The organism is Bradyrhizobium sp. RT6a (assembly GCF_040547675.1).
In the GTDB taxonomy this organism is placed as follows: Bacteria; Pseudomonadota; Alphaproteobacteria; order Rhizobiales; family Xanthobacteraceae; genus Bradyrhizobium.
In genome coordinates this window covers 1,895,657-1,921,010 of the sequence record NZ_JBEPQC010000001.1, presented here as the reverse complement: position 1 = coordinate 1,921,010, position 25,354 = coordinate 1,895,657, and the positions used below count along the sequence as shown (strand labels likewise).

Annotated in this window: 23 protein-coding genes and 1 pseudogene; 10 read left to right on the top strand and 14 right to left on the bottom strand. The window is 64.9% G+C overall.

The window, feature by feature from the left end; genetic code table 11:
• Positions 1-3: 3 nt before the first annotated feature.
• The 3 genes from ABIC03_RS09135 to ABIC03_RS09125 are packed head-to-tail and all read right to left on the bottom strand — an operon-like array spanning position 4 to position 1,497.
• Positions 4-369, bottom strand: coding sequence for a 6-pyruvoyl trahydropterin synthase family protein (locus ABIC03_RS09135; protein WP_354057566.1), 366 nt, complete (start codon positions 367-369; stop codon positions 4-6).
• 17 nt (positions 370-386) lie between these two features.
• Positions 387-1,019, bottom strand: a complete 633-nt coding sequence (gene queE / locus ABIC03_RS09130; protein ID WP_354057255.1) for a 7-carboxy-7-deazaguanine synthase — start codon at positions 1,017-1,019, stop codon at positions 387-389.
• Positions 1,020-1,038: 19 nt separating this feature from the next.
• Positions 1,039-1,497 carry a tRNA (cytidine(34)-2'-O)-methyltransferase gene (locus ABIC03_RS09125; RefSeq protein WP_007607073.1) on the bottom strand — a complete coding sequence of 153 codons (459 nt, stop codon included), beginning with the start codon at positions 1,495-1,497 and terminating at the stop codon, positions 1,039-1,041.
• A 278-nt stretch (positions 1,498-1,775) separates the two neighbouring features.
• Here ABIC03_RS09125 and petA point away from each other — a divergent pair, with 278 nt between their 5' ends.
• The 6 genes from petA (at position 1,776) to ABIC03_RS09095 (ending at position 9,484) form a co-directional block, all read left to right on the top strand.
• Entirely contained in the window at positions 1,776-2,306 is a 531-nt protein-coding gene (petA, locus tag ABIC03_RS09120) for a ubiquinol-cytochrome c reductase iron-sulfur subunit (protein ID WP_026232845.1), read from the top strand.
• A gap of 62 nt (positions 2,307-2,368) precedes the next feature.
• Positions 2,369-4,441: a cytochrome b/c1 gene (gene fbcH, locus ABIC03_RS09115; RefSeq protein ID WP_354057253.1), complete on the top strand. Its 2,073-nt coding sequence runs from the start codon at positions 2,369-2,371 to the stop codon at positions 4,439-4,441.
• A gap of 144 nt (positions 4,442-4,585) precedes the next feature.
• The gene (locus ABIC03_RS09110; protein WP_354057251.1) at positions 4,586-5,260 is read left to right on the top strand and encodes a dienelactone hydrolase family protein; all 675 of its coding nucleotides are present in this window, start codon (positions 4,586-4,588) and stop codon (positions 5,258-5,260) included.
• Positions 5,261-5,387: 127 nt separating this feature from the next.
• Positions 5,388-6,521 (top strand): DMP19 family protein, encoded by a 1,134-nt coding sequence (locus tag ABIC03_RS09105; protein ID WP_354057250.1) that lies wholly within the window; start codon positions 5,388-5,390, stop codon positions 6,519-6,521.
• A gap of 249 nt (positions 6,522-6,770) precedes the next feature.
• Complete coding sequence (locus ABIC03_RS09100; RefSeq protein ID WP_354057248.1) at positions 6,771-8,936, top strand: anthranilate synthase component I; 2,166 nt, start codon at positions 6,771-6,773, stop codon at positions 8,934-8,936.
• 8 nt (positions 8,937-8,944) lie between these two features.
• The gene (locus ABIC03_RS09095; protein ID WP_007595035.1) at positions 8,945-9,484 is read left to right on the top strand and encodes an adenine phosphoribosyltransferase; all 540 of its coding nucleotides are present in this window, start codon (positions 8,945-8,947) and stop codon (positions 9,482-9,484) included.
• 25 nt (positions 9,485-9,509) lie between these two features.
• Here the strand turns inward: ABIC03_RS09095 and ABIC03_RS09090 are convergent.
• From ABIC03_RS09090 to ABIC03_RS09050, 9 genes and pseudogenes are all read right to left on the bottom strand, one after another.
• A pseudogene (locus ABIC03_RS09090) lies at positions 9,510-9,842 on the bottom strand (GIY-YIG nuclease family protein).
• An 84-nt stretch (positions 9,843-9,926) separates the two neighbouring features.
• Positions 9,927-10,595 carry a hypothetical protein gene (locus ABIC03_RS09085; RefSeq protein ID WP_275171550.1) on the bottom strand — a complete coding sequence of 223 codons (669 nt, stop codon included), beginning with the start codon at positions 10,593-10,595 and terminating at the stop codon, positions 9,927-9,929.
• 60 nt (positions 10,596-10,655) lie between these two features.
• Positions 10,656-11,408, bottom strand: coding sequence for a P-loop NTPase family protein (locus ABIC03_RS09080; RefSeq protein WP_028134861.1), 753 nt, complete (start codon positions 11,406-11,408; stop codon positions 10,656-10,658).
• Between the two features lie 216 nt (positions 11,409-11,624).
• Positions 11,625-12,836, bottom strand: coding sequence for a M48 family metallopeptidase (locus ABIC03_RS09075; RefSeq protein WP_275171552.1), 1,212 nt, complete (start codon positions 12,834-12,836; stop codon positions 11,625-11,627).
• A gap of 32 nt (positions 12,837-12,868) precedes the next feature.
• Positions 12,869-13,429: a LemA family protein gene (locus ABIC03_RS09070; RefSeq protein WP_007595027.1), complete on the bottom strand. Its 561-nt coding sequence runs from the start codon at positions 13,427-13,429 to the stop codon at positions 12,869-12,871.
• A gap of 138 nt (positions 13,430-13,567) precedes the next feature.
• Positions 13,568-14,545 (bottom strand): small ribosomal subunit Rsm22 family protein, encoded by a 978-nt coding sequence (locus ABIC03_RS09065; RefSeq protein ID WP_354057244.1) that lies wholly within the window; start codon positions 14,543-14,545, stop codon positions 13,568-13,570.
• 112 nt (positions 14,546-14,657) lie between these two features.
• Complete coding sequence (smc, locus tag ABIC03_RS09060) at positions 14,658-18,122, bottom strand: chromosome segregation protein SMC (RefSeq protein WP_354057242.1); 3,465 nt, start codon at positions 18,120-18,122, stop codon at positions 14,658-14,660.
• 218 nt (positions 18,123-18,340) lie between these two features.
• Complete coding sequence (locus ABIC03_RS09055) at positions 18,341-19,015, bottom strand: DsbA family protein (RefSeq protein ID WP_354057564.1); 675 nt, start codon at positions 19,013-19,015, stop codon at positions 18,341-18,343.
• A 127-nt stretch (positions 19,016-19,142) separates the two neighbouring features.
• Positions 19,143-19,637, bottom strand: a complete 495-nt coding sequence (locus tag ABIC03_RS09050) for a DUF721 domain-containing protein (protein WP_275171557.1) — start codon at positions 19,635-19,637, stop codon at positions 19,143-19,145.
• 142 nt (positions 19,638-19,779) lie between these two features.
• Here ABIC03_RS09050 and mutY point away from each other — a divergent pair, with 142 nt between their 5' ends.
• Together mutY and ABIC03_RS09040 are read left to right on the top strand one after the other, a co-directional pair.
• Positions 19,780-20,880, top strand: coding sequence for an A/G-specific adenine glycosylase (mutY, locus tag ABIC03_RS09045; RefSeq protein ID WP_275171558.1), 1,101 nt, complete (start codon positions 19,780-19,782; stop codon positions 20,878-20,880).
• Positions 20,881-20,948: 68 nt separating this feature from the next.
• Entirely contained in the window at positions 20,949-21,371 is a 423-nt protein-coding gene (locus ABIC03_RS09040; RefSeq protein ID WP_275171559.1) for a PaaI family thioesterase, read from the top strand.
• Between the two features lie 205 nt (positions 21,372-21,576).
• Here the strand turns inward: ABIC03_RS09040 and ABIC03_RS09035 are convergent, their stop codons facing one another.
• On the bottom strand, positions 21,577-22,854 hold the full coding sequence (locus tag ABIC03_RS09035; RefSeq protein WP_275171560.1) for a flavin-dependent oxidoreductase: 1,278 nt from the start codon (positions 22,852-22,854) through the stop codon (positions 21,577-21,579).
• 141 nt (positions 22,855-22,995) lie between these two features.
• Here ABIC03_RS09035 and ABIC03_RS09030 point away from each other — a divergent pair, with 141 nt between their 5' ends.
• Positions 22,996-23,616, top strand: a complete 621-nt coding sequence (locus tag ABIC03_RS09030) for a glutathione S-transferase family protein (protein WP_275171562.1) — start codon at positions 22,996-22,998, stop codon at positions 23,614-23,616.
• A 199-nt stretch (positions 23,617-23,815) separates the two neighbouring features.
• Here ABIC03_RS09030 and ABIC03_RS09025 read toward each other — a convergent pair whose 3' ends face one another.
• Entirely contained in the window at positions 23,816-24,736 is a 921-nt protein-coding gene (locus tag ABIC03_RS09025) for a LysR family transcriptional regulator (protein ID WP_354057562.1), read from the bottom strand.
• 89 nt (positions 24,737-24,825) lie between these two features.
• Between ABIC03_RS09025 and ABIC03_RS09020 the strand changes: the two genes are divergently transcribed.
• A complete protein-coding gene (locus ABIC03_RS09020; RefSeq protein ID WP_354057238.1) occupies positions 24,826-25,269 on the top strand; it encodes a nuclear transport factor 2 family protein in 444 nt (147 codons plus the stop codon).
• Positions 25,270-25,354 lie beyond the last annotated feature (85 nt).

Genomic DNA, 25,354 nt, shown 5'->3' with positions numbered 1-25,354 from the left:
TCTCTAACCCTGCGGACCGTAATAGGTGCAGCTCTCGTTGCAACTGTCGCGGTGGATGCTGACGCGGGTGAGCTTGCCGATAGGGGCGAGCCGTTCCCAGACGAAGCGCGAGAGGTTTTCCAGCGTCGGTGTGCCCAGCGCCTCGATCTTGTTGAGATACTTGTGATCCAGCGTCACGCGCACGTCCTCGATGGCGCGCTCGACCAGGCCGAGATCGACCACCATGCCGGTTTTGGGATCGGGCGTGCCGCGCAGCGTCACCTCGGCGCGAAAGGAGTGGCCGTGGATCTCTTCGCTGGCCGCGCCGAACGTCGTTCCCGACAATGAGTGCGCCGCCTCGAAGCGAAACGATTTCGTCAATTCCCACATCTGTTCGAAAACCAATCCTATCTGATACCGAGCGATTTATGCGTCTGCACGCTGAGCCGCCATTGCGGATGATTGAGGCAATAGTCGATCGCGCCGGCGGTGTTTTGAGCGACCTCGGGCCCGTCCATCGGCTGCAGCGAGAAGCGCTCGAAGGCGAGATCCGCGAAGGCCTCCGGCATGGCGAGCGGCTGCGGATAGACCAGCTTCAGCTCGTGGCCGCGCCGGATCACCAGGTCGCTGCCGCCCTTCGGGCTGACGCAGATCCAGTCAAGACCCTCGGGCGCGGCGATGGTGCCGTTGGTCTCGACCCCGATCTCGAAGCCGCGTGCATGGAGCGCGTCGACCAGCGCCGCATCGACCTGGAGCAGCGGCTCGCCGCCGGTGAGCACCACGTAACGGTTGTCGGTGGAGGCCGTCCATTGCGCCGCGATGGTGCCGGCGAGTTCCGCGGCCGAGGCATAGCGCCCGCCGAGCGTGCCGTCGGTGCCGACGAAATCGGTGTCGCAGAATTTGCAGGTGGCCTCATTGCGGTCCGCCTCGCGCCCGCTCCAGAGATTGCAGCCGGCAAAACGGCAAAATACGGACGCGCGCCCGGCATGGGCGCCTTCGCCTTGCAGTGTCAGGAAGATTTCCTTGACCGCGTAACTCAACCGTCTCTCCTCAACATTATCAAACTTGCGGGTTCCGAAGCTGCCGCAGCGCTTCGCCTGCGGCCATAGCCGCGGTCATGGCGACATTGAGCGACCGCAGCCCCGGAGCGATCGGGATCACCAGCCGCGCGTCCGCGGCGTCGACCACCGCCTCGGTGACGCCGGCGCTCTCGCGCCCGAATAGCAGGATGTCCGCCGTCTGGTAACGGAAATCGCGGTAGTCGGTCGCCCCCTTGGTGGTGAACAGCAGCAGGCGGGCCCCCTGCGCCGCGCGCCATTGCTCGAATTTCGACCAGGAGTCGTGCCTGACGATGCTGACCTGATCGAGGTAATCCATTCCCGCCCGGCGGAAATGCCGGTCGGAGACGGGGAACCCCGCCGGTTCGATGATATGGGCGGCCACGTCCAGGCAAGCGCAGAGCCTGAGAATCGTGCCGGTGTTCTGGGGGATGTCGGGTTGGAAAAGCGCGATCTGCATGGGCTCTGCCGGGTTCGGTGCGGGCCGGAAATGTCTCAATAAAACATCGCTGGCCGCGGAATTCGTGCATTGCACGCTCCCGCGCCGCTAGCGGGCTTGCGCTCGCCCGGCAAGGGTGCCAATAGAACGATTCTGGACTGCTGTTTTCGCCTTGTTTTGGTGGGGGCACGTGAAGTTCTGCCGCCGCGGGGGGCCGCGGGCGCCGGCAGACTGTTCTGGGGACCTTGGGGGCTCCTGGAGCGGTTCCGCCGGCTGCATAAGAAGAAAGGGTTGGAATCGTGACGACAGCGTCTTCGGCGGACCATCCGACACGCCGTGATTTCTTATTCGTTGCAACGGGGGCAGCTGCAGCAGTAGGGGGCGCAGCTGCGCTCTGGCCCTTTATCTCCCAAATGAATCCTGATGCGTCGACCATCGCCGCCGGTGCGCCGATCGAGGTCGATCTCAGCCCGGTCGCCGAGGGGCAGGACATCAAGGTGTTCTGGCGCGGCAAGCCGATCTACATCAGCCACCGCACCAAGAAGCAGATCGACGAGGCGCGCGCCGTCAACGTGGCGAGCCTGCCCGATCCGCAGTCCGACGAGGCCCGGGTCAAGTCCGGCCATGAGCAGTGGCTGGTCGTGATCGGCATCTGCACCCATCTCGGCTGCATCCCGATCGCCCATGAAGGCAATTACGACGGGTTCTTCTGCCCCTGCCATGGTTCGCAATACGATTCGTCCGGCCGCATCCGCCAGGGGCCCGCGCCCGCGAACCTGCCGGTGCCGCCGTACCAGTTCGTTTCCGACACCAAAATCCAGATCGGCTGAGCTTCGGACCCTCGTCCGAAGCTTCGCGCCGTCTCGTCGTACTATTTCCTCAGGATCGCATCATGAGCGGACCATCCGACTACCAGCCGAGCAATCCGGCCCTGCAATGGATCGAGCGACGTCTGCCGATCCTCGGCCTCATGCACTCCTCCTTCGTGGTCTATCCCACCCCGCGCAACCTGAACTATTGGTGGACCTTCGGCGCCATCCTCTCCTTCATGCTGGGGATCCAGATCCTGACCGGCGTGATCCTGGCGATGCACTACACGCCGCATGCCGACCTCGCCTTCAAGTCGGTCGAGCTTCTGGTTCGTGACGTCAATTACGGCTGGCTGCTGCGCAATATGCATGCCGTCGGCGCCTCGATGTTCTTCGTCGCCGTCTACGTCCACATGCTGCGCGGCCTCTATTACGGCTCCTACAAGGAGCCGCGCGAAGTGCTGTGGATCCTCGGCGTCATCATCTACCTCCTGATGATGGCGACCGGCTTCATGGGCTACGTGCTGCCGTGGGGCCAGATGAGCTTCTGGGGTGCCACCGTCATCACCAATCTGTTCTCCGCAATCCCCTATGTCGGCGAGAGCATCGTGACGCTCTTATGGGGCGGCTATTCGGTCGGCAACCCGACGCTGAACCGCTTCTTCTCGCTGCACTATCTGTTGCCGTTCCTGATCGCGGGCGTCGTCGTGCTCCACGTCTGGGCGCTGCATGTCTCTGGCCAGAACAACCCTGATGGCGTCGAGCCCAAGACGGAAAAGGATACGGTTCCGTTCACGCCGCATGCGACCATCAAGGACATGTTCGGCGTCTCCTGCTTCATGCTGCTCTACGCCTGGTTCATCTTCTACATGCCGAACTACCTCGGTGACGCCGACAATTACATTCCGGCGAACCCGGGCGTGACGCCGCCGCACATCGTGCCGGAATGGTATTACCTGCCGTTCTACGCAATCCTGCGTTCGATCCCGAACAAGCTTGCGGGCGTGATCGGGATGTTCTCGGCGATCATCATCCTGTGCTTCCTGCCCTGGCTCGATGCCGCCAGGACGAAATCGTCGAAGTACCGTCCGCTGGCCAAGCAGTTCTTCTGGATCTTCGTCGCGGTCTGCACCCTGCTCGGCTATCTCGGCGCGCAGCCGCCGGAAGGCATCTATGTGATCGCCGGCCGGGTCCTGACGTTCTGCTACTTCGCCTACTTCCTGATCGTGCTGCCGCTGCTCTCGCGCATCGAGAAGCCGCGGCCGGTGCCGAACTCGATCTCGGACGCCGTCCTGGCCAAAACCGGGAGCAGGTCGACGCCGATGGTGTCGAGCGCGATCGTGCTTGCGCTGGCGGGCGCGTTGTTTGCGGGCTCCGCCGACAGCGCGCGTGCCTCCGAAGGCAGCGACAAGCCGCCGGGCAACAAATGGTCGTTCGCCGGTCCCTTCGGCAAATACGACCGCGGCGCATTGCAGCGCGGCCTGAAGGTCTACAAGGAAGTCTGCGCCAACTGCCACGGCCTGTCCTACGTCGCCTTCCGCAACCTCGCGGAAGCCGGCGGTCCCGGCTATTCGGTCGCGCAGGCTGCAGCCTTCGCCTCCGACTACAAGGTCAAGGATGGTCCGAACGATGCGGGTGACATGTTCGAACGCGCGGGCCGGCCGGCGGATTATTTCCCCTCGCCATTCCCGAACGAGCAGGCCGCGCGTGCGGCGAATGGTGGCGCGGCGCCGCCGGATCTGTCGCTGATCACGAAGGCGCGTTCCTACGGTCGCGGCTTCCCGATGTTCATCGTCGACTTCTTCACCCAGTATCAGGAGCAGGGCCCGGACTACGTCTCGGCGTTGCTCCAGGGCTTTGAGGACAAGGCGCCCGAAGGCGTGACCATCCCGGAGGGGTCCTACTACAACAAGTACTTCCCGGGGCACGCCATCAAGATGCCGAAGCCGCTCAGCGACGGCCAGGTGACCTATGACGACGGCTCGCCGACCACGATTGCGCAATATTCCAAGGACGTCACCACGTTCCTGATGTGGACCGCCGAACCCCACATGGAAGCGCGCAAGCGCCTCGGTTTCCAGGTGTTCATCTTCCTGATCATCTTCGCCGGCCTGATGTACTTCACCAAAAAGAAGGTCTGGGCTGACTCGCACTGAGCGGCCCGAGGCGAGAATGAAGAGGCCCCCGCGAGGGGGCTTTTTTGTTGGGCACGAGAGTGTGTTGTCACGTGCGATTGCCTATCGCCCGCTCAAACGCCAAAATGCCGCCAACCGCTCCCCAAAAACTCGTCGGAGGACACCATGGGAACCGCCATCACCTTCAAGCGCCCGGACGGCAAGGACGCCTCGGGCTATCTCGCTAACGCCGCGCGCGGCAACGCGCCTGGCGTGGTGGTCATCCAGGAATGGTGGGGCCTGTCGGACCAGATCAAGGGCCTGTGCGACCGCTTCGCGCTCGCCGGTTTCGATGCGCTGGCGCCCGATCTCTACAAGGGCAAGGTGGTGCCGTATCACGACACTGACGCGGCCGGCAAAGAGATGAACTCGCTCGATTTCATGGACGCCACCACGCAGACGGTACGGGGCGCCACGCAATATCTGTCACGCAACGGCGCCAAGGTCGGCCTGACCGGCTTCTGCCTCGGTGGCGCCGTCACCATCATCGGCGCGGTGCATGTGCCGGAGCTCGCGGCCGGCGTGGTGTTCTACGGCATTCCGCCCGAACAGGCAGCCAAGCCCGCCGACGTCAAGATCCCGCTCCAGGCCCATTTCGCCAACAAGGACGATTGGTGCACGCCTGAGCTGGTCAATGGCTTCGAAAAGGCCATGAAGTCCGCCGGCAAGTCGCTGGAGCTGTTCCGCTATGACGCCGAGCACGCCTTCGTCAACGAGCAACGCCAGGCCGTCCACGACCGCGAAGCCGCCGAGCTCGCCTGGGGCAGGGCGACGGAGTTTTTCCGGAAGCATCTCGGGTAGGCTGGTCGCCGACGGACCGCGATCAGCGCTACTGCCGCGCCACGATTGAAAATCAATCACCGCAATCATAGAGTGCAGTCGCAGGGGTTTCCGCCTGCTGGAGAGCACGATGATTGTGGATGGCCGCTTGACCAAGATTGTGGTGCCGCGCAAAGCGCTGGAAGCGGCTCGGCACCCCGAGAAGGCCGATTATCTAACCTGCGCTGTGGTCGACTATGTCAGCCAAATTCAGCACGTCGGCGTCTACACGAGAGGTGAGCTCCCGGCCGTGGCCATACAGGCCTATCATGCCGACTACTATCTCGCTCAGGTCTGCAACGGCGGTCACAGCCAGTTCATCGGCAACACAGGGCTCGCGATGCTCCCAACGACGTCCGGCGATGCACTCGCTGGATTGCAGGCGATGGGAGCGAGCGCGCAACACCAGATCTTGCAGGAGATGATCGCCTGGGTAGAGGCACATCCCGACGAGGCTGCGCTGCAGACCGGATTCGAAAACCGCGCCGCGGCGCTCAGCGCGCTTGATAAGCGCTTCTATGCGGTAGAACGAGAGCAACCAATGATACCACTCGCGGCCCGATGGATCGCGAGCTGGCCCGAATTGCACGCCGTCGCGCAGGAGCAATATTCTTCTGAAATCGAGCGGCTTGCGCAGCTTAACCCGCATCTGTCCCACCGCCGGATCTGGCAAAGCGTTCGCCACATCAGCTTCCAGATGTCTGACGACTTGCAGGTCACGGTCGCGGCGGCCTGCGGGGCGGTGAGGCCTGACCCAGAGCTCAAGGTCATGGTGCTTCCAGGATTCGACACGGATGTGGAGGGGCAGCAATGCACGGCGTTCGGCGTAAGGACCAACAAGGGCTCGCGGCTATGCGTCTTTGACGAGGCGGGTGGACGACTTTATGAACTTGCGACGCCCCCTACGATAGTGGGCGCGCGGCTGTCGACTGTCGGGACTGACACGATCCAGAATTTCTTGAGAATTGCCGAGCAGAACTTTGCGGCCGAAGCGACCGACCTGCTGTTGCGGAAGTTGGGTCTGGATCCCGCCGCGGCGATCACGGCCCTGAGCGTGAACGACGATCGAGCCACTTGGTGTGCGGTCACAGGAGAGACCAGCGTTTTAGTCGAAACCTTTGGCGATCGCGCCCAGGTCATCGGATCTGACGGCGAGCTCGTGCTCACGGTCATGCGAGACGAAATCGAGCGTCATGCCGCAGACGCGGCCGTGGGGCGCGCCAGCCTGCAAGACCGGCGATAATCCTCGTTGCGATTTGCGCCATTTTGCCGGTCGAGCCTGCCCAGCGGCTCTTGACGCCGTTCCCGCGCCATGATGAGTATCCGCCAATGAGCACCGCCGTCCGCCCATCCCGTCTTTGGTGGCGCACCTCCTGAGAGGTGGCCGGTGCGATTTATTCTCCAAAAATCGTCTGAGGTCGCCCACGCAGTGCGGCGGCCTGATCGTTTGTCCTGTGTGGCGTTCCCTCGACAAGTTTCGTAAGAGGACCCCATGAACAGGACCGTCTTTGCCCTTCCAGCTCGAAGCGACTATGTGACCCGCGCGGGGCTCGCGATCACGCGCGTGGCGGAACAGTTTTCCGGCGGCGCCAACCGGCTCGACGATCTCGTCAGCCTGCTCGACCGTCGCCGCGGCGTGGTGCTGTCGTCGGGTACGACCGTGCCCGGCCGCTACGAAAGCTTTGACCTCGGCTTCTCCGATCCGCCGCTCAAGCTCGAGACCACTGGCGTCAATTTCAAGCTGGAAGCGCTGAACGCGCGCGGGGAGGTGCTGATCGCCTTCCTCGCCGACGTCTTGCGCGAGCCCTGCGTCGTGATCTCCGAGACAACGCCCACGCGCCTTGCCGGTCATATCATCCGCGGCGAAGCTCCGATCGACGAAGACCAGCGCACGCGGCGCGCCAGCGTGATGTCGCTGGTGCGCGATCTCGTCGCCGCCTTCTCCGCCAATGACGACGGGTCGCTCGGCCTGTTCGGCGCCTTCGCCTACGATCTCGTGTTCCAGATCGAGGACCTCGTGCAGAAGCGCGCGCGGGAGAGCGACCAGCGCGACATCGTGCTCTATGTCCCCGACCGCCTGCTCGCCTATGACCGCGCTACCGGCCGCGGCGTCGTGCTCACTTACGATTTCGCGTGGAAGGGCAAGTCCACCGCGGGCCTGCCGCACGAGACCGCCGAGAGCCCATACCTCAAGACGCCGCGCCAGGGTTTTGCCGATCACGCGCCCGGCGAATATCAGGCCACGGTCGAGACCGCGCGCGCCGCCTTTGCGCGCGGCGATCTGTTCGAGGCGGTGCCGGGGCAGCTCTTCGCCGAGCCCTGCGACCGCTCGCCGGCCGAAGTGTTCCAGCGGCTCTGCGTCATCAACCCGTCGCCGTACGGCGCGCTGATGAATCTTGGCGAGGGTGAATTTCTCGTCTCGGCCTCTCCGGAAATGTTCGTGCGCTCGGACGGACGCCGGGTCGAGACCTGCCCGATCTCGGGTACGATCGCGCGCGGTACCGATGCGATCGGCGATGCCGAGCAGATCCGCCAGCTCCTGAACTCCGAGAAGGACGAGTTCGAGCTCAACATGTGCACTGACGTCGACCGCAACGACAAGGCGCGCGTCTGCGTCCCCGGCACGATCAAGGTGCTGGCGCGCCGGCAGATCGAGACCTATTCAAAACTCTTCCACACCGTCGACCATGTCGAAGGCATGCTGCGCCCCGGCTTCGATGCGCTCGATGCGTTCCTCACCCATGCCTGGGCCGTCACCGTCACCGGCGCGCCAAAACTCTGGGCGATGCAGTTCGTCGAGGATCACGAGCGCTCGCCCCGCCGCTGGTATGCGGGCGCGATCGGGGCGGTGAATTTCGACGGCAGCATCAACACCGGCCTCACCATCCGCACCATCCGGATGAAGGAAGGCCTCGCGGAAGTGCGTGTCGGCGCCACCTGTTTGTTCGACTCCGATCCCGCCGCCGAGGACCGCGAATGCCAGGTCAAAGCTGCCGCTTTATTCCAGGCCTTGCGCGGTGATCCGCCGAAGCCGCTGTCGGCCTTTGCGCCCGATGCGACCGGAAGCGGCAAGCGGGTGCTGCTGATCGACCATGACGACAGCTTTGTGCATATGCTGGCCGATTACTTCCGCCAGGTCGGCGCCGACGTCACCGTGGTCCGTCATGTGCATGCGCTCGACATGCTCAAGCAGAAGCGGTGGGATTTGCTGGTGCTGTCGCCCGGCCCTGGCAGGCCTGAGGATTTTGGGATCAAGAAGACCATCGACGCGGCGCTGGAGAACAAGCTGCCGGTGTTCGGCGTCTGTCTCGGCGTCCAGGCGATCGGCGAATATTTCGGCGGCGAGCTCGGGCAGCTCACGCATCCCGCCCACGGCCGGCCCTCGCGGGTGCAGGTGCGCGGCGGGCGGCTGATGCGCAATCTGCCGAAAGAGATCGTGATCGGCCGCTATCACTCGCTCTATGTCGAGCGCGACAGCATGCCGGAGGTGCTATCCGTCACCGCCAGCACCGAGGACGGCGTCGCCATGGCGCTCGAGCACAAGACCCTGCCGGTCGCCGGCGTGCAATTCCATCCGGAATCGCTGATGTCGCTGAGCGGCGAGGTGGGCTTACGAATTGTCGAGAACGCGTTCCGCCTGGATGCGCGCGCTGATTGAGAGGCACAATGACTTTTGACCACGATCTGAAGGCAAGCGTCCGCACCATCCCGGACTACCCGAAACCCGGGATCTTGTTCCGCGACATCACCACGCTGCTCGCAGATGCGCGTGCGTTCCGCCGCGCGGTCGACGAACTCGTCAATCCCTGGGCCGGCAACAAGATCGACAAGGTCGCCGGCATGGAGGCGCGCGGCTTCATCATCGGCGGCGCGGTGGCGCACCAGGTTTCGGCCGGCTTCGTGCCGATCCGGAAAAAGGGCAAGCTGCCGCATACCACCGTGCGCATCGCTTACTCTCTCGAATACGGCATCGACGAGATGGAGATGCATGTCGATGCCATCCAGCCCGGCGAGCGCGTGATCCTGGTCGACGACCTCATCGCCACCGGCGGCACCGCGGAAGGCGCGGTGAAATTGCTGCGCCAGATCGGCGCCAATGTCGTTGCCGCCTGCTTCATCATCGACCTGCCCGATCTCGGCGGCGCGGCCAAGCTGCGCGCGATGGACGTGCCGGTGCGCACGCTGATGACGTTCGAGGGGCACTGAGCGGCAACGGCGCCGCTGGCGACGTTCAGATCGGCTCCGCCTTCAGCTCCGACAGCCAATGCAGCATGCGCTCCTTGAGCAGCGCATTCCTGACATAGGCGGTCTCCTCATCCTCCAGACGCTCACATTCACCAAACGTCAGGCCTGCCTCGCCACGCGTGTTCCACGCAGCTTGGAGGCTACGGCAGGTGTGGCTATCCTGGCGCAGCGAGAATCAGATGCGGTTCTGGATTGTGTCGAGGTTCGGGGCTTGGCCGACCCAGGCCTCGCCCGAGGCCGCGCAGCGGACGACGTAAACGCCTGCAACGGTCTTCCGCTCCTTGTGGGCGGCGATCGCTGCTTTCCGGTCGATGGTCACGGTGAGGTCCTTGCTGAGGAACGCTGGTGCGTGACCTCAGTAACCGCAGGGCCGCCCGACGTCAATATTACCCGGGTAAAATATTCAGGACCGTTGCAGGATCAGGCTGAGCTCGAGCTCGCGGAAGGCGAGGTAATTGCGCCGGGTCCACTGATGCAGCTCGGTCGAGGCATCCTTCTCCTGGCGTAGATAGCCGGTGAAGGAAAAATTCAGGCGGCCGATATAGGTCTTGAGGAAGCCGGGCAGCGCCGGCAGGCGCAGCAGCCGGCCGCCGGCCATCGCGGCCGGCAGCTCGCCGCGCACGACGTGCTCGTTGTCCACCGTGATCAGGTTGATGCGCGGGATCTGTTCGCGCAGCGTCTCGTGCGCGCGGGCCGAGACGCGGTCGGTGTCGGCGACGAACAGGATCATCGGCGCGACGTGGCGGCGCGCCGCCTCTTTCAACAGGCCGATCTCCTCGGTCATCTTGAAGAACTCGTCAAAGGCGTGGAAGCCGAGGTCGATCACCTTGGCCACCCCGTCATCGACGATGACGCGATCCATCAGCTGCATCTTGCCATAGGTGTCGATCACATCGGCTGTCTCCGTGATCTTCGGCAGATAGTCGAGCAGCGACGGCTCCTTCAGGTTGACGTCGAAGGCCACGACGTTGCCGTTCTTGAGCAGCAAAAATTCGCTCAAAAGCCGCGCCAGCAGGGTCTTGCCGACCTGCGGGCGGGGCGAGCAAATGATGTAGAGGGGCGTCGCGGGCATCGATAGCTATATCCGTCGAACTCGGCGACCAATCCAGCCGTATCCGCCCGGCTTGCGCAACTATTTTTCGCTGTTGCGGGTGACGGGCTTGGAGCCGACGATGTCGGTCAGCCGGATCCGGTCGAATTCGCTCCAGACGTTCGCCAGCCAATGCCGGACATACCCGCGCAGCACGAACGAATAGTTCGCGGCCTCGTCGTTGATGCCCTTGTTGGCGACGAATTTCAGGAAGGGGACGGAGGATACCTCCACCTGCTCATAGGCCATTTCGTTGAGCTTGGGGATGGTCAGCTCGGTCGCATCCTTGATGCGGTGGAAGTAGGAATTATAGGTCGCCTGGTCCCACTGGAAGAACTGCGTGTCGTTGATGAAGTTCTTCACCAGGAAGTATTTGGCGCCGGTCATGAAGCCTGCGGTCTCGGCGATTTCGTCCAGAGAGGCGATCGAGGGGCCGAGGATGTGGAACACGGCAAAAGTGATCTGGCCGGCCTTGGCGGCGTCGAGGAAACCGATGTCGCGCAAGGAGGCCAGCGCCGGCGAGAGCAGGCCGGCGCGGACGTCGATCACGGTGACCGACGGGCTCGTCGCGTTGAGCGTATCGAAGATCTTCATCTGATCCGACGTCGTCGTCATGTCGACGATCTCGGTGATGTCAGGGTGGAAGCGCTTCAGGGTTCCGCGCGGCGACTCGGTGTCGAAGGCGCGCGTCGGCACGTTGTTGGCGGAAAAATAATCGAGCAAGGTCCGCGACACCGTGGTCTTGCCGACCCCGCCCTTGTCCGCGCCCACCACAACCACTGCCGGCTTTGCCATTGCTGTCCCCTAACGCGCGCCCCCGATCGCGAAGTCGCAATCGGCCGGGCCCCAAATCGATGTCCCAAGGATGTCCCGAGGATGTCCCATGCCTGCTGTTGGGCGCGAACATGGCAGAAACAAGGGAGAATTCAATTCCGCAGGCCCCAGTTACGGCAATTCCCGAGGTTTTTCCCAATCGCGACGAGGCCTGCCGCGCGTGGCGTCAAATCACGCTCAATGGCGGCCCCAAGGACCTATCGGGTTGCTGGTGGCGGTTCCGGCGGGGCTGGGTGCGGGCACGGGCGGCGGACTGGTCGCGCCGCTGGCGTCGTTCCAGGGACCCTGACGCAGCGGCGGTGGGGTGTCCTGCCGATCGGCTTGCGTGTCTGGCTCCTCGGCCTCGTCGGCGGGAGACGGCAGCGGGCCAGGATCATGGCCGCCGGCGAACTTGACCAGCGCGTCGACCCGGGACTGCACCGAGGGGTGGGTCGCGAACAAATCGGCAAAACCCTCGCGCGGATTGTCGACGCAGAGCTCCATCACCGCCGAGGTTGCGCCCGGCAGCTCGCCGCGGTTCTCGATCTTGCGCAGGGCCGAGATCATGGCGTCCGGGTTTTTCGTCAACTCGACGGAGCCCGCGTCCGCGAGATATTCCCGCGAGCGCGACAGCGCGAGCTTCACCACCTGCGACAACAGCCAGGCCACCACGATCAGCACGATCGCAATGATGATGACGATCACCGCGCCGCCGCCGGAACTCTTGCTGTCACTCGACGACGAGGATGATCGTGACGACGAGGAGGAGCCTGACGACCACGAGCCGCCGGAGCCGGAGCTCCAGCTGAAATTCGTGAACAGGCGGAAGAACAGTTCGCCGAAGAAGCCGACCACGCCTGCGATGATGACGGCGACCACCATGAGCTGCACGTCGCCGTTCTTGATGTGGGTCAGCTCGTGGCCCAGCACGGCCTCGATCTCGTTGTCGTTCAGCGCATTGAGGAGACCGGTGGTAACGGTGATCGAATATTGCCGCGGGTTGAGGCCGGTCGCGAACGCGTTCAGCGCCGGGCTCTCCATGATCTTCAGCTTCGGCATCGTGATGCCGCGCGAGATGCAGAGATTTTCGAGCAGATTATAGAGCCGCGGCTCCTCCTGCCGGGTGACGTCGTGGCCGCCGGTCACCGCATCGATCATCGACTGGTGGAAGAAATAAGCGATCGCGATCCAGGCCGCTGCCACGAGGGTCGCAACCGGTGCGGCGACTTTCAGGTCATAGAAGGCGCGTCTCAGATAATGGACGACAGTCTCGTCGCCGTTGATGACGACTTCGGCGATCAGCGCGCCGGCGTAGACCAGCACATAGACCAGCGCGAACAGGCCGGCGAGCAGGAGCATCGAACGAAACTTGTTCGAGGCGATGTGCGTGTAGAGACCATACGCGGCCATGACGCGATGCCCTGCCGGCCTATCGGCTCAACTCAGAACTTCACCTGCGGCGTGGCTTCGACCTCGGAGCGGCTGGCACCGAGATCGAAGAAGTCCTTTTTGGTGAAGCCGAACATGCCGGCGAACAAGGCGGCCGGCATCTGCTGGATGCCGGTGTTGTATTCCTGGACCGCGCTGTTGAAGAAGCGGCGGCTGGCCGCGATCTTGTTCTCGAGGTCGGACAGCTCGCTGGCGAGTTGCTGGAAATTGGCGTTGGCCTTGAGGTCGGGATAGGCCTCCGACAGCGCAATCAGCCGGCCGAGCGCGCCCGAGAGCTGGTTCTCGGCCGCGGACACCTGCGCCGGTCCCTGCGCCGACATCGCCGAATTGCGCGCCTTGATGACGTCGTCGAGCGTGCCGCGCTCATGCGATGCGTAGCCCTTCACGGTCTCGACAAGGTTCGGGATCAGGTCGTGGCGCTGCTTGAGCTGCACGTCGATGTCGGCAAAGGCCTGGCCGACGCGCTGGCCCAGCGCCACCAGCCGGTTGTAGGCGGCGAAGGCAAAGAACACGAGGACGACGATAACGCCGAGGACGATCCAGCCGGTCGACATGGAGAACTCCTGCAGGGGGAAGAAGGCGGGCGCAGCCTAGACCAAATTGGCGCGGAGCGAGAGCCCCGGCGCAGAAGGGAGGTAGGATTTGGTCGGATGAGGGACTATCCGAGTTCAAGGCGAAAGCGCCGGAGGAGGTTAACTTTTGGAGAGGACGGTATCGCCCCAGCGCCAGCGGCGGGCGCTTGCATAGGCGGCCTTGTCGCGGCGCGGGATCCTGGCGAGTTCGACGCTTTGCTCCGTACAGAGCTTTGCTGTGATCTCGGCCTTGCTGACGTCCGGCGGCGCCAGCACGCGCGCGCCGCGGGTTGCGGGCGGCGTACGGGTCAGCGCCACGTAGATGAATCGCTCGTCCTCGAACGGCACCTCGGCGCCCTTGATCTGGCGGTGAGCCTGCGAGCGCGGCAGGCGCTGGGAGAAATGGCACCAGTCCGGCGTCGCCAGCGGACATGGCTTTTCGTGCGGGCAGGGTGCGGCGACATAGGCGCCGGCCGCGATCAGTTGCTGGCGCAACGCGAGGATGCGGCCGTAGCCGGCGGGCGTACCGGGCTCGATCACGACCAGCGCGTGGCGCGCTTTCGCCCACATCGTTTCCGCGAGCTTGCGTTGATCGCCTTCACTGAGCTCGCCGATGACATAACTCGCGACGACGAGATCGGCTTGCGAGACCTCGGCGAGGTTCGCGCCGGCATCGCCCGGCAGATAGCGGCAATCCGCCAGACGGGTGCTGTCGCGCGCCAGTTCGAGCGCGAGACGGCTGAGCGTGCCGTTGGCATCGAGCAGGGTGAAATCCTGCAGCGAGGAGAACGCCTCCGCCGCGGCCCAGCTCGCGGTGCCCGGACCAGCGCCGACGTCGAGCAGCGTTTCCGGAGCGAGGTCCGGCGCGATCTCAGTCAGCGCATTCAGGCTCGCCGCCACCGCCGCGTAGGTTGCCGGCATGCGTGCGAGCGCATAGGCGAGCGCGTCGGCCTCCGACTTGATCGTGCCGGAGCCGCCGCCTGCGCGATAGCTGGTCGAGATTTTCTGCGATCGCTGCGCAGCGTCGGTGCGCGAGAACCCCTGGAGCTTGCCGTCGAGGGCCGCCTTTAGCTCAGCGGGAAGCGTGGGCGAGATCATCTTAATTCGTCGTCATTCCGGGGCGCGTGTAGCGCGAACCCGGAATCTCGAAATGGTGGCGCGAGATTCCGGGTTCGATGCTGCGCATCGCCCCGGAATGACGTCCCAAAAATCACGCCACGTTCTGGTCGAGAATGTCCACCGCCTCTTGCAGGTTCACCGACACCAGTTGCGAGACGCCGCGTTCGGCCATGGTGACGCCGAACAGGCGGTTCATCCGCGCCATCGTGATCGGGTTGTGGGTGATGATGATGAAGCGCGTGTCGGTCGAGGCGGTCATCTCGTGCAACAGGTTGCAATAGCGCTCGACGTTGTGGTCGTCGAGCGGCGCGTCGACTTCGTCCAGCACGCAGATCGGCGAGGGATTGGTGAGGAACACCGCGAAGATCAGCGCCATCGCGGTCAGCGCCTGTTCACCGCCGGAGAGCAGCGACAGCGTCTGCGGCTTCTTGCCCGGCGGCTTGGCGATGATTTCGAGGCCGGCTTCGAGCGGATCATCGCTCTCGATCAGATGCAGCGCGGCTTCGCCGCCACCGAACAGCTCGACGAACAGGCGCTTGAAGTGGTTGTTGACGACCTCGAACGAGGTCAGGAGCCGCTCGCGCGCCTCCTTGTTGAGGCTCTGGATGCCCTGGCGCAGCCGCTTGATGGCCTCGACGAGGTCGTCGCGCTCGGTGACCAGGCCGTTGTGCTGGGTTTCGACCTCGCGCAGCTCTTCCTCGGCGCGCAAATTGACCGCGCCCAGCCGCTCGCGATCGCGGCGCATTTTTTCGAGGTCTTCCTCGATGTCGTGCAGCGGCGGCAGCTCCGTGCCGGGTTCGATCTCGGCGAGGCCGGCAACGGCCTGCGGTTCGACCTCGAGCATGTCGCGGATTTCGCGCTCGATGTCCTCGAGCCGGCGCCGCGCGCCTTCCATGCGCTCCTCGGCGCGGGCGGTGGCCTCGCGGGAGCTTGAGAGCGCTTCGAGCGTCAGCTTCGCGACGCGATCGGTTTCGGCCATCGCGGTCTCCGCGCTGGCGAGCGCATCGGCGGCCATGCGGCGCTCGTTTTCGGAGTATTCGATCTCGGTGATCAGCGCGCTGCGCTTCTCCGCGAACACGGCCGGCGCGTTCTCGAGATCGCTGCGCTCGATCGAGACTTCGGTGATGCGGGTCTGGATCGTGTCGATGTGGGAGGCTGCGCTCTCCTTGCGGTTCTGCCACTCGGTGCGTTCGGCGAGGATCGCCTGCACGCGGCGGTCGGCCAGCTCGGCCTCGCGCGCCAGCGCCTGTGCCTCGGCGCGGACCTGGGCGGCCATGCGGCGATGGCCTTCGATGTCGCTGCGGACGGCGGCCAGACGGGTTTCGGTGTCCTCGCTCGACGGCAGCTCGGAGATCCCGGCTTCGGCGTATTCGTAGGCGGCTTCGGCCTCGGCGCGGTCGGCGGCCAGACGGCTGTGCGCTTCCGACAGCGTCGCCTTGCGCGCGGCGTGGCGGCTGATCTCGCGCTCGACCGTGGCATGGCGCTCGCGCGCGACGTTGAGCTCGCGCTGCGCGGCACGCCAGGCTTCGCGGCTCGCACCTTCGGTGCTGGCGGCCATCTGCAGCTCGGCTTCGGCGTTCTCCAGCGCCTGACGCTTGATCTGCGCGTCGATGCGGGCCTGCTCCAGCTCGTTCTCGATGTCGATGAGGCGGGCGCGCTCGGCAAGCCGCCGTGCTGCGCCGGTCGGCGCGTGGGCGGCTGCGACAAAACCGTCCCAGCGCCAGACGTCGCCTTCGGGCGAGACCAGCCGCTGGCCGGTCTTGAGCTGCGAGACCAGCTCGGCGCCGCGCTCGCGCGGCACCACGCCGATCTGCGCCAGGCGGCGGGTCAGCTCGGCCGGGGCCTGAACGTGGCTGGCGAGAGGCACGACGCCTTCGGGCAGTTCCGGATCGCCGTCGGTGACGCCGGCATTGGTCCAGCGCATCGGCGCGGACGGATCGACCGGGGCGTCGAGATCGTCGCCAAGCGCTGCGCCGATCGCCTTTTCGAATCCCTTGTCGACGGTGATGCCGTCGATGATCGGCGGCCACAGATTCTTGGTCTCGCCGTTGAGGATCTTGGAGATCGTGCGCGCCTCGGTATCGAGCCGCTGCACGCGCTTGTCGGCTTCGACGAGCGGCGAGCGCGAGGATTCCAGCGTCTGCCGCGCGACGACGTGCGCGGCTTCGCTGGCTTGAGCCGCGGCTTCCGAGGCTGCCAGCGTCTGCTCGGCGTTCTCGACGGTCGCGGTCAGCTCGTCGAGATCGCCGAAGCCGCCGGTCTCCTCGGTGAGCTTGTGCTCTTCCGCCGCGACGTTCGAAATCTCCTGGTCGAGCCGGGCGAGCTTGTCGCGGTGGGTTCGAACGTTGGCTTCGAGTTGATTGCGCTTGGCGGTGAGGTCGGCGAGCGCGGTGGTGAGCTCGGCGAACTGCTGCTCGGTTTCGGTCAGCACCGCCTCGGCTTCGGCGACACGCTCATCGACGCCGGAGCGCTTCTCGACGCGCGACTTGATCTCTTCCTTCAGCTCGGCATCTTCGGCGTCGAGGCGCTGCAGCGCGACATCGGCGTCCATGGTCTGCTGCTGGGCGCGCGAGATGTCGCCTTCGAACTGTGCGAGGCGCCGCTCGAGTTCCGCGACGCGCTCCTTGGCGCGCTCTTCCTCGCGATCGAGCAGCTCGCGGGCGTTGGTCAGGCGCTGCAGCCCCGCCGCGGCGCGCGCTTCGGCATCGCGCAGCGCCGGCATTTCGGCGGCGCGAATCGCCTGGATGCGAGCGGCCTCGGCCTGGTGCTGGGTACGCTCGGCCATCTCACGGACCGCAAGATCGTGGGTCTGGCCGGACTCGTTGACGTCCGCATGGGCGCCGATCCAGCGCAGGTGGAACAGGGTGGCTTCCGCCTTGCGGACCTTGGCCGCGACCTCGCGATAGCGCACGGCCTGGCGGGCCTGCTTCTTCAGGCCTTCCATCTGCCCGGCGAGCTGGCCGATCACGTCCTCGACGCGGGTGAGGTTGGTTTCGGCCGCCTTGAGCCGCAGCTCGGCTTCGTGGCGGCGGGCGTGCAGGCCGGCGACGCCGGCGGCGTCTTCCAGCACGCGGCGGCGCTGCTCGGGCTTGGCCTGAATGATTTCGCCGATCTTGCCCTGGTGGACGAGGGCGGGCGAGCGCGCGCCGGTGGCGGCGTCGGCGAATAGAATCTGCACGTCGCGGGCGCGCACGTCGCGACCGTTGATGCGGTAGACCGAGCCGGCCTCGCGCTCGATGCGGCGGGAAATTTCCAGAAGCTGGCTGTCGTTCATCGCCGCCGGCGCGGTGCGATCGGAATTGTCGATCGTCATCGTCACTTCGGCGTGGTTGCGCGCGGGACGATTGCCGGAGCCGGCGAAGATCACCGCGTCCATGTCGGCGGCGCGCAACGACTTGTAGGAGGTCTCGCCCATTGCCCAGCGCAGTGCCTCGACGAGATTCGACTTGCCGCAGCCGTTGGGGCCGACCACGCCGGTCAGGCCGGGCTCAATGACGAAGTCGGTGGCCTCAACGAAGGACTTGAAGCCGTGGAGGCGCAGGCGGGTGATTTTCATAAGCACGCATCTCTGTTGGCAGGCGCGAATCCCCCTGCCGGGACAATACCATGGAAGGCAGTGTCGCTATCCGGGCGAGTCGCGCGAGGGCGCCTCATGCGGTCGGACAATGGCCGCGGTGCGCCGCGAGGGCAACCGGCGAAAGCCGTTTTTCCCAAGGGATTTATGCCGGGAAAGATACGGCTATCGAGATGCGAATCAGGATTGTGCCGTGCGAATCAGCTCTTGAGCAGCGGATTGATCTTCTTGGCGAATTCCTCGAACGAGGTCTCGCCCTTGATCTTCTCGCCGTTGACGAAGAACGTCGGCGTCGAATCGACCTTCAGAACGTCGCTGGCATATTTCTGGTCGGCGGCGATCTTGTCGAGCAGCGCCTGGTCCTTCAGGCAGGCCTCGACCTGCTGCTGGGTGAGACCGGCCTGCTTGCCGATCCGCGTCAGGGTCTCCGTGGTGTTCTTCATCACCCAGTCGTTCTGCTGGCGGAACAGCATGTCGGTGACGGCAAAGTATTTCGGGGCGTCGCCATTGGCGATGCAGCGCGACAGCATCGAGCCGGCGGCGGCTTTGATGTCGAGCGGGAACTCGCGGAAGATATAACGCACCTTGCCGGTGTCGATGTATTCCGACTTGATCTTGGGAAACACCTGCTCGTTGAAGGCCGCGCAATGCGGGCAGGTCATCGAGGCGTATTCGGTGATGGTGACGGCGGCGTCCTTCGGGCCCAGCGCCATGTCGGGCAGCGACACCGGCTTGGCCACGTCGCCAGGCGCCGCCTGCGCCATTGCTTCAGGGATCATGGCATCGGAGATGAACCGCAGCGGCGAGAACCCGGCGAGCGCGGCAAGCCCGGTCAGCGACAGCATCGACGTGAAGGCGCGGCGGGTGATGATCAAGGTCGGCTCCCGGATTGGCGTGGTCTCGCCTGAAATTCCCATTCAGACGGCCTGTCGCTAGCTTGAAACGTCGTTTGAGGCAATGGCGAGCGGCAAGGACAGGTCCAGTTTGACCGCAGAATAAGGCTCAATTTCGCTTGATGGCAGCCCCGAGGCGCGCCAGCGCCGACTTCAATTGTTCATCTTCGATGTCGCCCAGGCTCTCAGCCACCTCGGCCACCGATTTGGCGTCCGGCGGGCTGGGCCGGGTCGGCCGGCGAGCGCGCGACAGCGGTGCCTGGCGGAAGGCCAGCTTGCCGACCGCGCTCCAGCCGAAGAAGCGGTTGACCCGCTGCAGGATCACATCGGCGGAGTGCTGGATCTCCAGCGCCATCGGCCCCTCGACCCGCAGCACCAGCGTGGCCGGCTCCTGCGGCTGACCCTCGACCGGCCGCGGCCATTGCATCTTCAGCGGCTCGGCATGGGCCGCGATCTCCGGCCCTGCAATCTGCGCCCACCGCGTCACCAGCTCGCGCGCGGCAAATCCCTGCTTGGCATAGGCCTCGGCAAAGACGTCGTTGAGCAGGAGCGACAGCGGCTTGGCGCTGATGGGACCGGGTTTGATGGGGCGAAGCTTGGACATGGGACTTTATAGCACTCCGGAGCGTCGGCCACAGGCTCTTGGCCGCGAAGACAAGCTCTTGGCCGCGAAGAAAGACGTGGACGCCCGCGACAAGCGTGGGCATGACGTGGAGAGATCGGTGCATTGCCGTTACAGTGCGAACATGAGCCCCAAATCCGCCCTCAAGGCGAAATCGGAACCAGTTCAGCCGGAGACCTCGTCGCGCCCGCTCTCGCTGCTCGACTGGTACGACCGTCACCGCCGCCGATTGCCCTGGCGCGCTGCGCCCGGCGAGGCATCCGACCCTTACCGCGTCTGGCTGTCCGAGATCATGCTCCAGCAGACCACGGTGAAGGCGGTCGGGCCCTATTTCGAAAAATTCGTCGCGCGCTGGCCGGATGTCACCGCGCTGGGACGGGCCTCGCAGGACGACGTGCTGCGGATGTGGGCGGGGCTCGGCTATTATTCTCGCGCGCGTAATCTCCGTGCCTGCGCGGTCGCGGTGACGCGCGAGCATGGCGGCACCTTTCCCGACACCGAACTGGGCCTGCGCGCGCTGCCGGGCATCGGGCCCTATACGGCGGCAGCGATCGCGGCGATTGCGTTCGACCGCCGCACCATGCCGGTCGACGGCAATATCGAACGCGTGGTCTCGCGGCTCTTTGCAGTTGAAGAAGAGCTCCCGCAGGCCAAGCCGCTGATTCAGGAGTTGGCTGCGACGCTGCTCGCCGATTCTCGCGCCGGTGATAGCGCGCAGGCGCTGATGGATGTGGGGGCCTCGATCTGCACGCCGAAAAAGCCGGCCTGCTCGCTATGCCCGCTGAACGAGGACTGCACGGCGCGTAGGCTGGGAACGCAGGAAACGTTTCCCCGCAAGGCCCCGAAGAAGAGCGGCGCACTACGGCGCGGCGCCGCCTTCGTTGTCACACGCGGCGACGAGCTTCTCGTCCGCAGCCGTCCCGAAAAGGGTCTGCTCGGCGGCATGACCGAGGTACCGGGATCGGATTGGCTTGCCGGGCAGGAAGACGCTAAGGCAAAACAGCAGGCGCCCGCGCTGAAGGGGCTGTCGCGCTGGCACCGCAAGGCAGGCGTGGTCACCCACGTCTTCACGCATTTTCCGCTGGAGCTCGTGGTCTACACGGGCAGGGCGGAAGCGCGGACGCGGGCACCCGCGGGCATGCGCTGGGTGCCCATTGCCACTCTCGCCGACGAAGCATTGCCCAACGTCATGCGCAAGGTGATTGCGCGTGGATTGGACCCCTAGCTGCCCATCCTGCTGACAACATGCTGGCAGCAGGGCTGCGTTAGCTGTGGCCGGCAACGGAGGCTCCCATGATCAAGACCGCGCTCGACAGTTTTCCCAGGCCGCCTTGTGCCGAGCTGCTCGGATGGCGCTTGCTCGACGCCCGTCCCGGGGAAGGCTGGATCAAGCTCGCCTTCGACGGCAAGCCGGAGTTCTGCAATCCGGCCGGCTTCATCCAGGGCGGCATGCTCTCGGCCATGCTCGACGACACGATGGGCCCCGCCGTGCTGGTGATGAGCGAGGGCCGGCTCTACACCACCACCATCAGCATGACCGTGAATTTCCTCGCGCCCGCGAAGCCCGGGCCGATCATCGGCGAGGCCAAGGTGACGCAGCTCGGCAGGACGATTGCGTTCGTCGAGGCCAGGCTGACGGCGGAGGACGGCACGCTGCTGGCGACGGCGACCGCGAGCGAGCGGCTGCTCGAAGCGGCGAGGGTGGTGGGCAAATAGCTGCCGCGGACTCTTTCTTCCTTCTCCCCTTGCGGGAGAAGGTGGCGCGAAGCGCCGGATGAGGAGTTGGTTCAGCAAGTTCTAATGCGGGTTGGCTTCGCGGAGGCAGACGCCTCACCTGAGTGAGTCCGCGTCTACCGGCGCCGCTGCCCTCTCCCGCAAGGGGCGAGGGCGCATCAACGTGCGTCTCGCTTCGTGCGAATACTCATTTCGTCGCGCGCGCACCCGCGCCCACGATCGGCGGCTTCGCATTCAGCGCTTCCACCTGGAAGCCGGCGACGCGCTTGTAGTTGGCGGCAACATCCTCGAGCTCCTGTTGCGACAGCACGTCAGTGACGACCTTGTAGCCATCCGGCGCGCGCTCCTCGACGAGCTGCATCACCTGCTCGGGGCCGTTCTTGCGGTTGAGCAGGACGAGACTGGTGGTTGCAGGCCGCCGCTCGGCCTCATAGGCGAGCAGGGCCGCTTGCGTCGGGCCGTGCGCCAGGATCTCGCGGGTGATGGTGCGGGCATCGAGGATCGCCTGCGAGGCGCCGTTCGAGCCGATCGGGTACATCGGATGCGCGGCGTCGCCCATCAGCGTGACGCGGCCGAGAGTCCATTGTGACACCGGATCGCGATCGACCAGCGGATATTCATAGGCGTGCGGACAGTTCTTGATCAGGCCGGGCACGTCGAGCCAGTCGAACTGCCAGCTCTCGAACCAGGGCAGAAACTCCTCCAGCCGCGCGGTGCGGTTATAGTCTTCGCGCCGCCATTGATAAGTTGGCGGCATGTGGCGCTCGGCAACCCAGTTGATCAGATGGTTGCCCGCGGCGTCCGGTTCCTTCGAGATCGGATAGCAGACGAATTTCAGGATCTCGTGGCCGGCCATGATCATGGTGCGACCGCTGAGGAAGGCTTTTGCAGGCGTGACGCCGCGCCAGAGGATGCGGCCGTTCCAGATCGGCGGACCTTCGTTCGGATAGAGTTTGTCTCGCACGGCGGAATGGATGCCGTCGGCGGCGATCAGGATCGTGCCGTCGTAGGTCCCCGCGGCCTTGCCGGTGGCCTTGTCGATGAAATCGGCGCGCACGCCGTCAGCGGTTTCGCTCCAGCCGGTCAGATGATGGCTGGTCAGGATGTTGTCGCGGCCGAGGCGCTCGATCGCGGTGTCGAGCAGCAATTGCTGAAGCGTGCCGCGATGGATCGAAAATTGCGGCCATTTATAGCCGGCTTCCAGCCCGCGCGGCTCGCTCCAGATCGGCTTGCCGTGCTTGGAGAAATAGGCCAACTCGCGGGTGCGCACGCCGGCGGCATCGAGCTTGTCCATCAAGCCGAGCTCGATCAGCTCGCGCACCGCGTGCGGCAGCACGTTGATGCCGACACCGAGCGGCCGCAGTTCGGCGACGCTCTCGAACACTTTTACGGGAATGCCGATTCCGTGCAGGCTGAGCGCAAGCGTCAGCCCGCCGATGCCGCCACCGGCGATGAGTACGGTCATGGGAAAGCCCCTCCAACTCAGGGCGTCTTGGCACAGCCGGGCGCCGGTGGGCAACTGCGAAGAACAAGAGCGCTGAGAACGCTGTGCTATGGACCTCGGGGCCCGCAGCCGTTACCTTCCGGCTTTCCCATGAGGTCCGACATGCTCAAGCTCTACTACGCCACCGGCACCTGCGCGCTCGCCACCTATATCACGCTGGAAGAAGCCGGCGCCGACTACGCGGCGGAGCGGCTGAGCTTCAAGACCAACCAGCAAAACAGCGCGGAGTACCTCGCGATCAACCCGAAAGGCCGCGTGCCCGCGCTGGTGACTGATCGCGGCGTCCTGACCGAGACCCCGGCGATGCTGGCCTATCTCGCCCAGACCTTCCCCAAGGCGAAGCTGGCGCCGCTCGACGATCCCTTCGACTTCGCCCAGGTGCAGTCGTTCAACTCCTATCTCTGCTCGACCGTGCACATCAACCATGCCCACAAGATGCGTGGCGCACGCTGGGCGAGCGAAGAGAGCTCGTTCGCCGACATGAAGGCGATGATCCCGAAGACCATGGGCGCCTGCTTCTCCTTGATCGAGCAGAAGATGTACAAGGGACCCTGGGTGATGGGCGAGCAGTACACGATCTGCGATCCTTATCTCTACACCCTGTCGACCTGGCTCGAAGGCGACAGCGTCGATATCAACGCGACGCCGAAGATCGCCGATCATTTCAAGCGCATGTCCGATCGCCCTGCCGTGCGCAAGGTGATGGACGCGCAGAAGGCGTAGGAGCGCGGCAACATATCCCCCTGTCGTCCCGGGCAAGCGTCAGCGCAGACCCGGGACCCATAACCACAGGGAGAAGTTGTGACGCAAGCTGACAATCGCAAGTCTTCGCCAAACCACGTCCTGTGGTTATGGGTCCCGGATCGGCGCTCCGCTTCGCTGCGCTTGTCCGGGACGACACCATTTGCTTTGAAGTTGCGTCCTATCCAGCGAGCCCTTTCTTCTCCAATTCCCGTCCCGTCTCCAGCATCAGCCGCCTGAGCCAGATCGAGCCGGGATCCATCTGTGCGCGGGTCGGGTAGAACATGAACTGCTCGTCGATGCCGGGGTCGAGCGGCGGCGTCACCGTGACTAGGCCGAGCTGCTTGGACAGCGCCGCGATCAGCCGGCGCGGCACGAAGGCGACGAGGTCGGTGCGGGCGACGACGTGCAGCGCTTCGAGATAACCCGGTACGACGAGAGCGATGTGCCGGTCTATGCCCTTGGTGCGCAGCCAGGTGTCGATGAGGTCCTCCGGCTGGCCGCGGATGACTACGCCGATATGGCGTGCGGCCAGGAACGTCTCGCGCCGCCTCAGCTTCGTGGCCATGGTGTGGCCGCGCCGCACCGCCAGTGCGTCGCTGTCGGTGTAGAGCAGCTGGCGGTGAAAGCCCTTGAAAGCGTTGCCGATCGAAATCACCAGATCGATGGTGCGGGCGAACTCGGCGTGGAAGATCGCCGGTCCCCGCCACGGCACCACGTCGATGCGGACGTTGGGCGCAAGGCGTGTCACCTTTTCCATCAAGGGCGGCATCAACAGCTCGACTGCGAGATCCGGCATCATCAGGCGGAATTGCCGCTCGCTGCGCGCCGCATCAAATTCATCCGATAGGAACAGCCCGCGCACCTGATCGAGAGCCTGAGCCAGCGGTGCGCGTAGCGCTTGCGCCCGCGGCGTCAGCTCCATCCGCGCGCCTGTGCGCACCAAGAGCGGATCCCCGAAGATGTCGCGCAGACGCTGGAGTGCATGACTTGCCGCCGGCTGCGACAGACCGATCCGCAAGGCGGCACGGCTGACGCTGGCCTCGCGCAGCAGCGCGTCGAGCGCGGTCAGGAGATTGAGGTCGAGCGAGTTCAAATTCATGAGGTGAATAGATATCATATCCACTATCGATTTGAAGAATTTAGCACCGGCGGCGATAATTTGCGTGTTCTCACAAAGGAGATGCCGCCATGAGCGCGAGCGCAAACAAGAAACTGATGCAGGATATCTTTGCAGCCGCCGCCAGCCCCGATCCGGCTGCGCGCGACCGCGCCTTGTTCACCGATAGTCTTGCCGACGACGCCAAGTGGATCGTGACCGGCCAGTACTCCTGGTCGCGCACCTTTTCGGGCAAACAGGCGATCCTCAACGACCTGCACGCCTATGTGCGGACCCGCCTTGTCGACCGGACGCGGACGGTCGCCCACCGCTTTATCGCGGACGGCGATATCGTCGTCGTTGAAGCGAAGGGCGACAACGTCACGCCCGAAGGCGTGCGCTACGACAACGACTATTGTCTCGTGTTTCGGCTCGAGGACGGCAAGATCAAGGAGATCCGGGAATATTGCGACTCGGTGCTGACCGAGAAGGCCCTCGGTCCGTTTCCACAAACGGCCGTGAGGGTCGCGAGCTGAGCGCGCGGTCGGAGATCGGATACGAGCTGCGGAAGCCCCTACGGCGGACATAGCGGACGAGCGGGCCCGGGCCGCCCGTGCCCGG

What these genes read in the sequence shown, in the direction of transcription:
- ABIC03_RS09085 (WP_275171550.1), bottom strand. Translation starts at nt 10,595, where the DNA reads ATGCCCGCGACGCCCCTCTACATCATTTGCTCGCCCCGCCCGCAGGTC.
- ABIC03_RS09050 (WP_275171557.1), bottom strand. Translation starts at nt 19,637, where the DNA reads ATGTCCAAGCTTCGCCCCATCAAACCCGGTCCCATCAGCGCCAAGCCG.
- smc (WP_354057242.1), bottom strand. Translation starts at nt 18,122, where the DNA reads ATGAAAATCACCCGCCTGCGCCTCCACGGCTTCAAGTCCTTCGTTGAG.
- ABIC03_RS09125 (WP_007607073.1), bottom strand. Translation starts at nt 1,497, where the DNA reads ATGCAGATCGCGCTTTTCCAACCCGACATCCCCCAGAACACCGGCACG.
- ABIC03_RS09020 (WP_354057238.1), top strand. Translation starts at nt 24,826, where the DNA reads ATGAGCGCGAGCGCAAACAAGAAACTGATGCAGGATATCTTTGCAGCC.
- fbcH (WP_354057253.1), top strand. Translation starts at nt 2,369, where the DNA reads ATGAGCGGACCATCCGACTACCAGCCGAGCAATCCGGCCCTGCAATGG.
- ABIC03_RS09075 (WP_275171552.1), bottom strand. Translation starts at nt 12,836, where the DNA reads ATGGCCGCGTATGGTCTCTACACGCACATCGCCTCGAACAAGTTTCGT.
- ABIC03_RS09095 (WP_007595035.1), top strand. Translation starts at nt 8,945, where the DNA reads ATGACTTTTGACCACGATCTGAAGGCAAGCGTCCGCACCATCCCGGAC.
- mutY (WP_275171558.1), top strand. Translation starts at nt 19,780, where the DNA reads ATGAGCCCCAAATCCGCCCTCAAGGCGAAATCGGAACCAGTTCAGCCG.
- ABIC03_RS09110 (WP_354057251.1), top strand. Translation starts at nt 4,586, where the DNA reads ATGGGAACCGCCATCACCTTCAAGCGCCCGGACGGCAAGGACGCCTCG.
- ABIC03_RS09035 (WP_275171560.1), bottom strand. Translation starts at nt 22,854, where the DNA reads ATGACCGTACTCATCGCCGGTGGCGGCATCGGCGGGCTGACGCTTGCG.
- ABIC03_RS09025 (WP_354057562.1), bottom strand. Translation starts at nt 24,736, where the DNA reads ATGAATTTGAACTCGCTCGACCTCAATCTCCTGACCGCGCTCGACGCG.
- ABIC03_RS09065 (WP_354057244.1), bottom strand. Translation starts at nt 14,545, where the DNA reads ATGATCTCGCCCACGCTTCCCGCTGAGCTAAAGGCGGCCCTCGACGGC.
- ABIC03_RS09080 (WP_028134861.1), bottom strand. Translation starts at nt 11,408, where the DNA reads ATGGCAAAGCCGGCAGTGGTTGTGGTGGGCGCGGACAAGGGCGGGGTC.
- ABIC03_RS09100 (WP_354057248.1), top strand. Translation starts at nt 6,771, where the DNA reads ATGAACAGGACCGTCTTTGCCCTTCCAGCTCGAAGCGACTATGTGACC.
- ABIC03_RS09040 (WP_275171559.1), top strand. Translation starts at nt 20,949, where the DNA reads ATGATCAAGACCGCGCTCGACAGTTTTCCCAGGCCGCCTTGTGCCGAG.
- ABIC03_RS09030 (WP_275171562.1), top strand. Translation starts at nt 22,996, where the DNA reads ATGCTCAAGCTCTACTACGCCACCGGCACCTGCGCGCTCGCCACCTAT.
- ABIC03_RS09135 (WP_354057566.1), bottom strand. Translation starts at nt 369, where the DNA reads ATGTGGGAATTGACGAAATCGTTTCGCTTCGAGGCGGCGCACTCATTG.
- ABIC03_RS09070 (WP_007595027.1), bottom strand. Translation starts at nt 13,429, where the DNA reads ATGTCGACCGGCTGGATCGTCCTCGGCGTTATCGTCGTCCTCGTGTTC.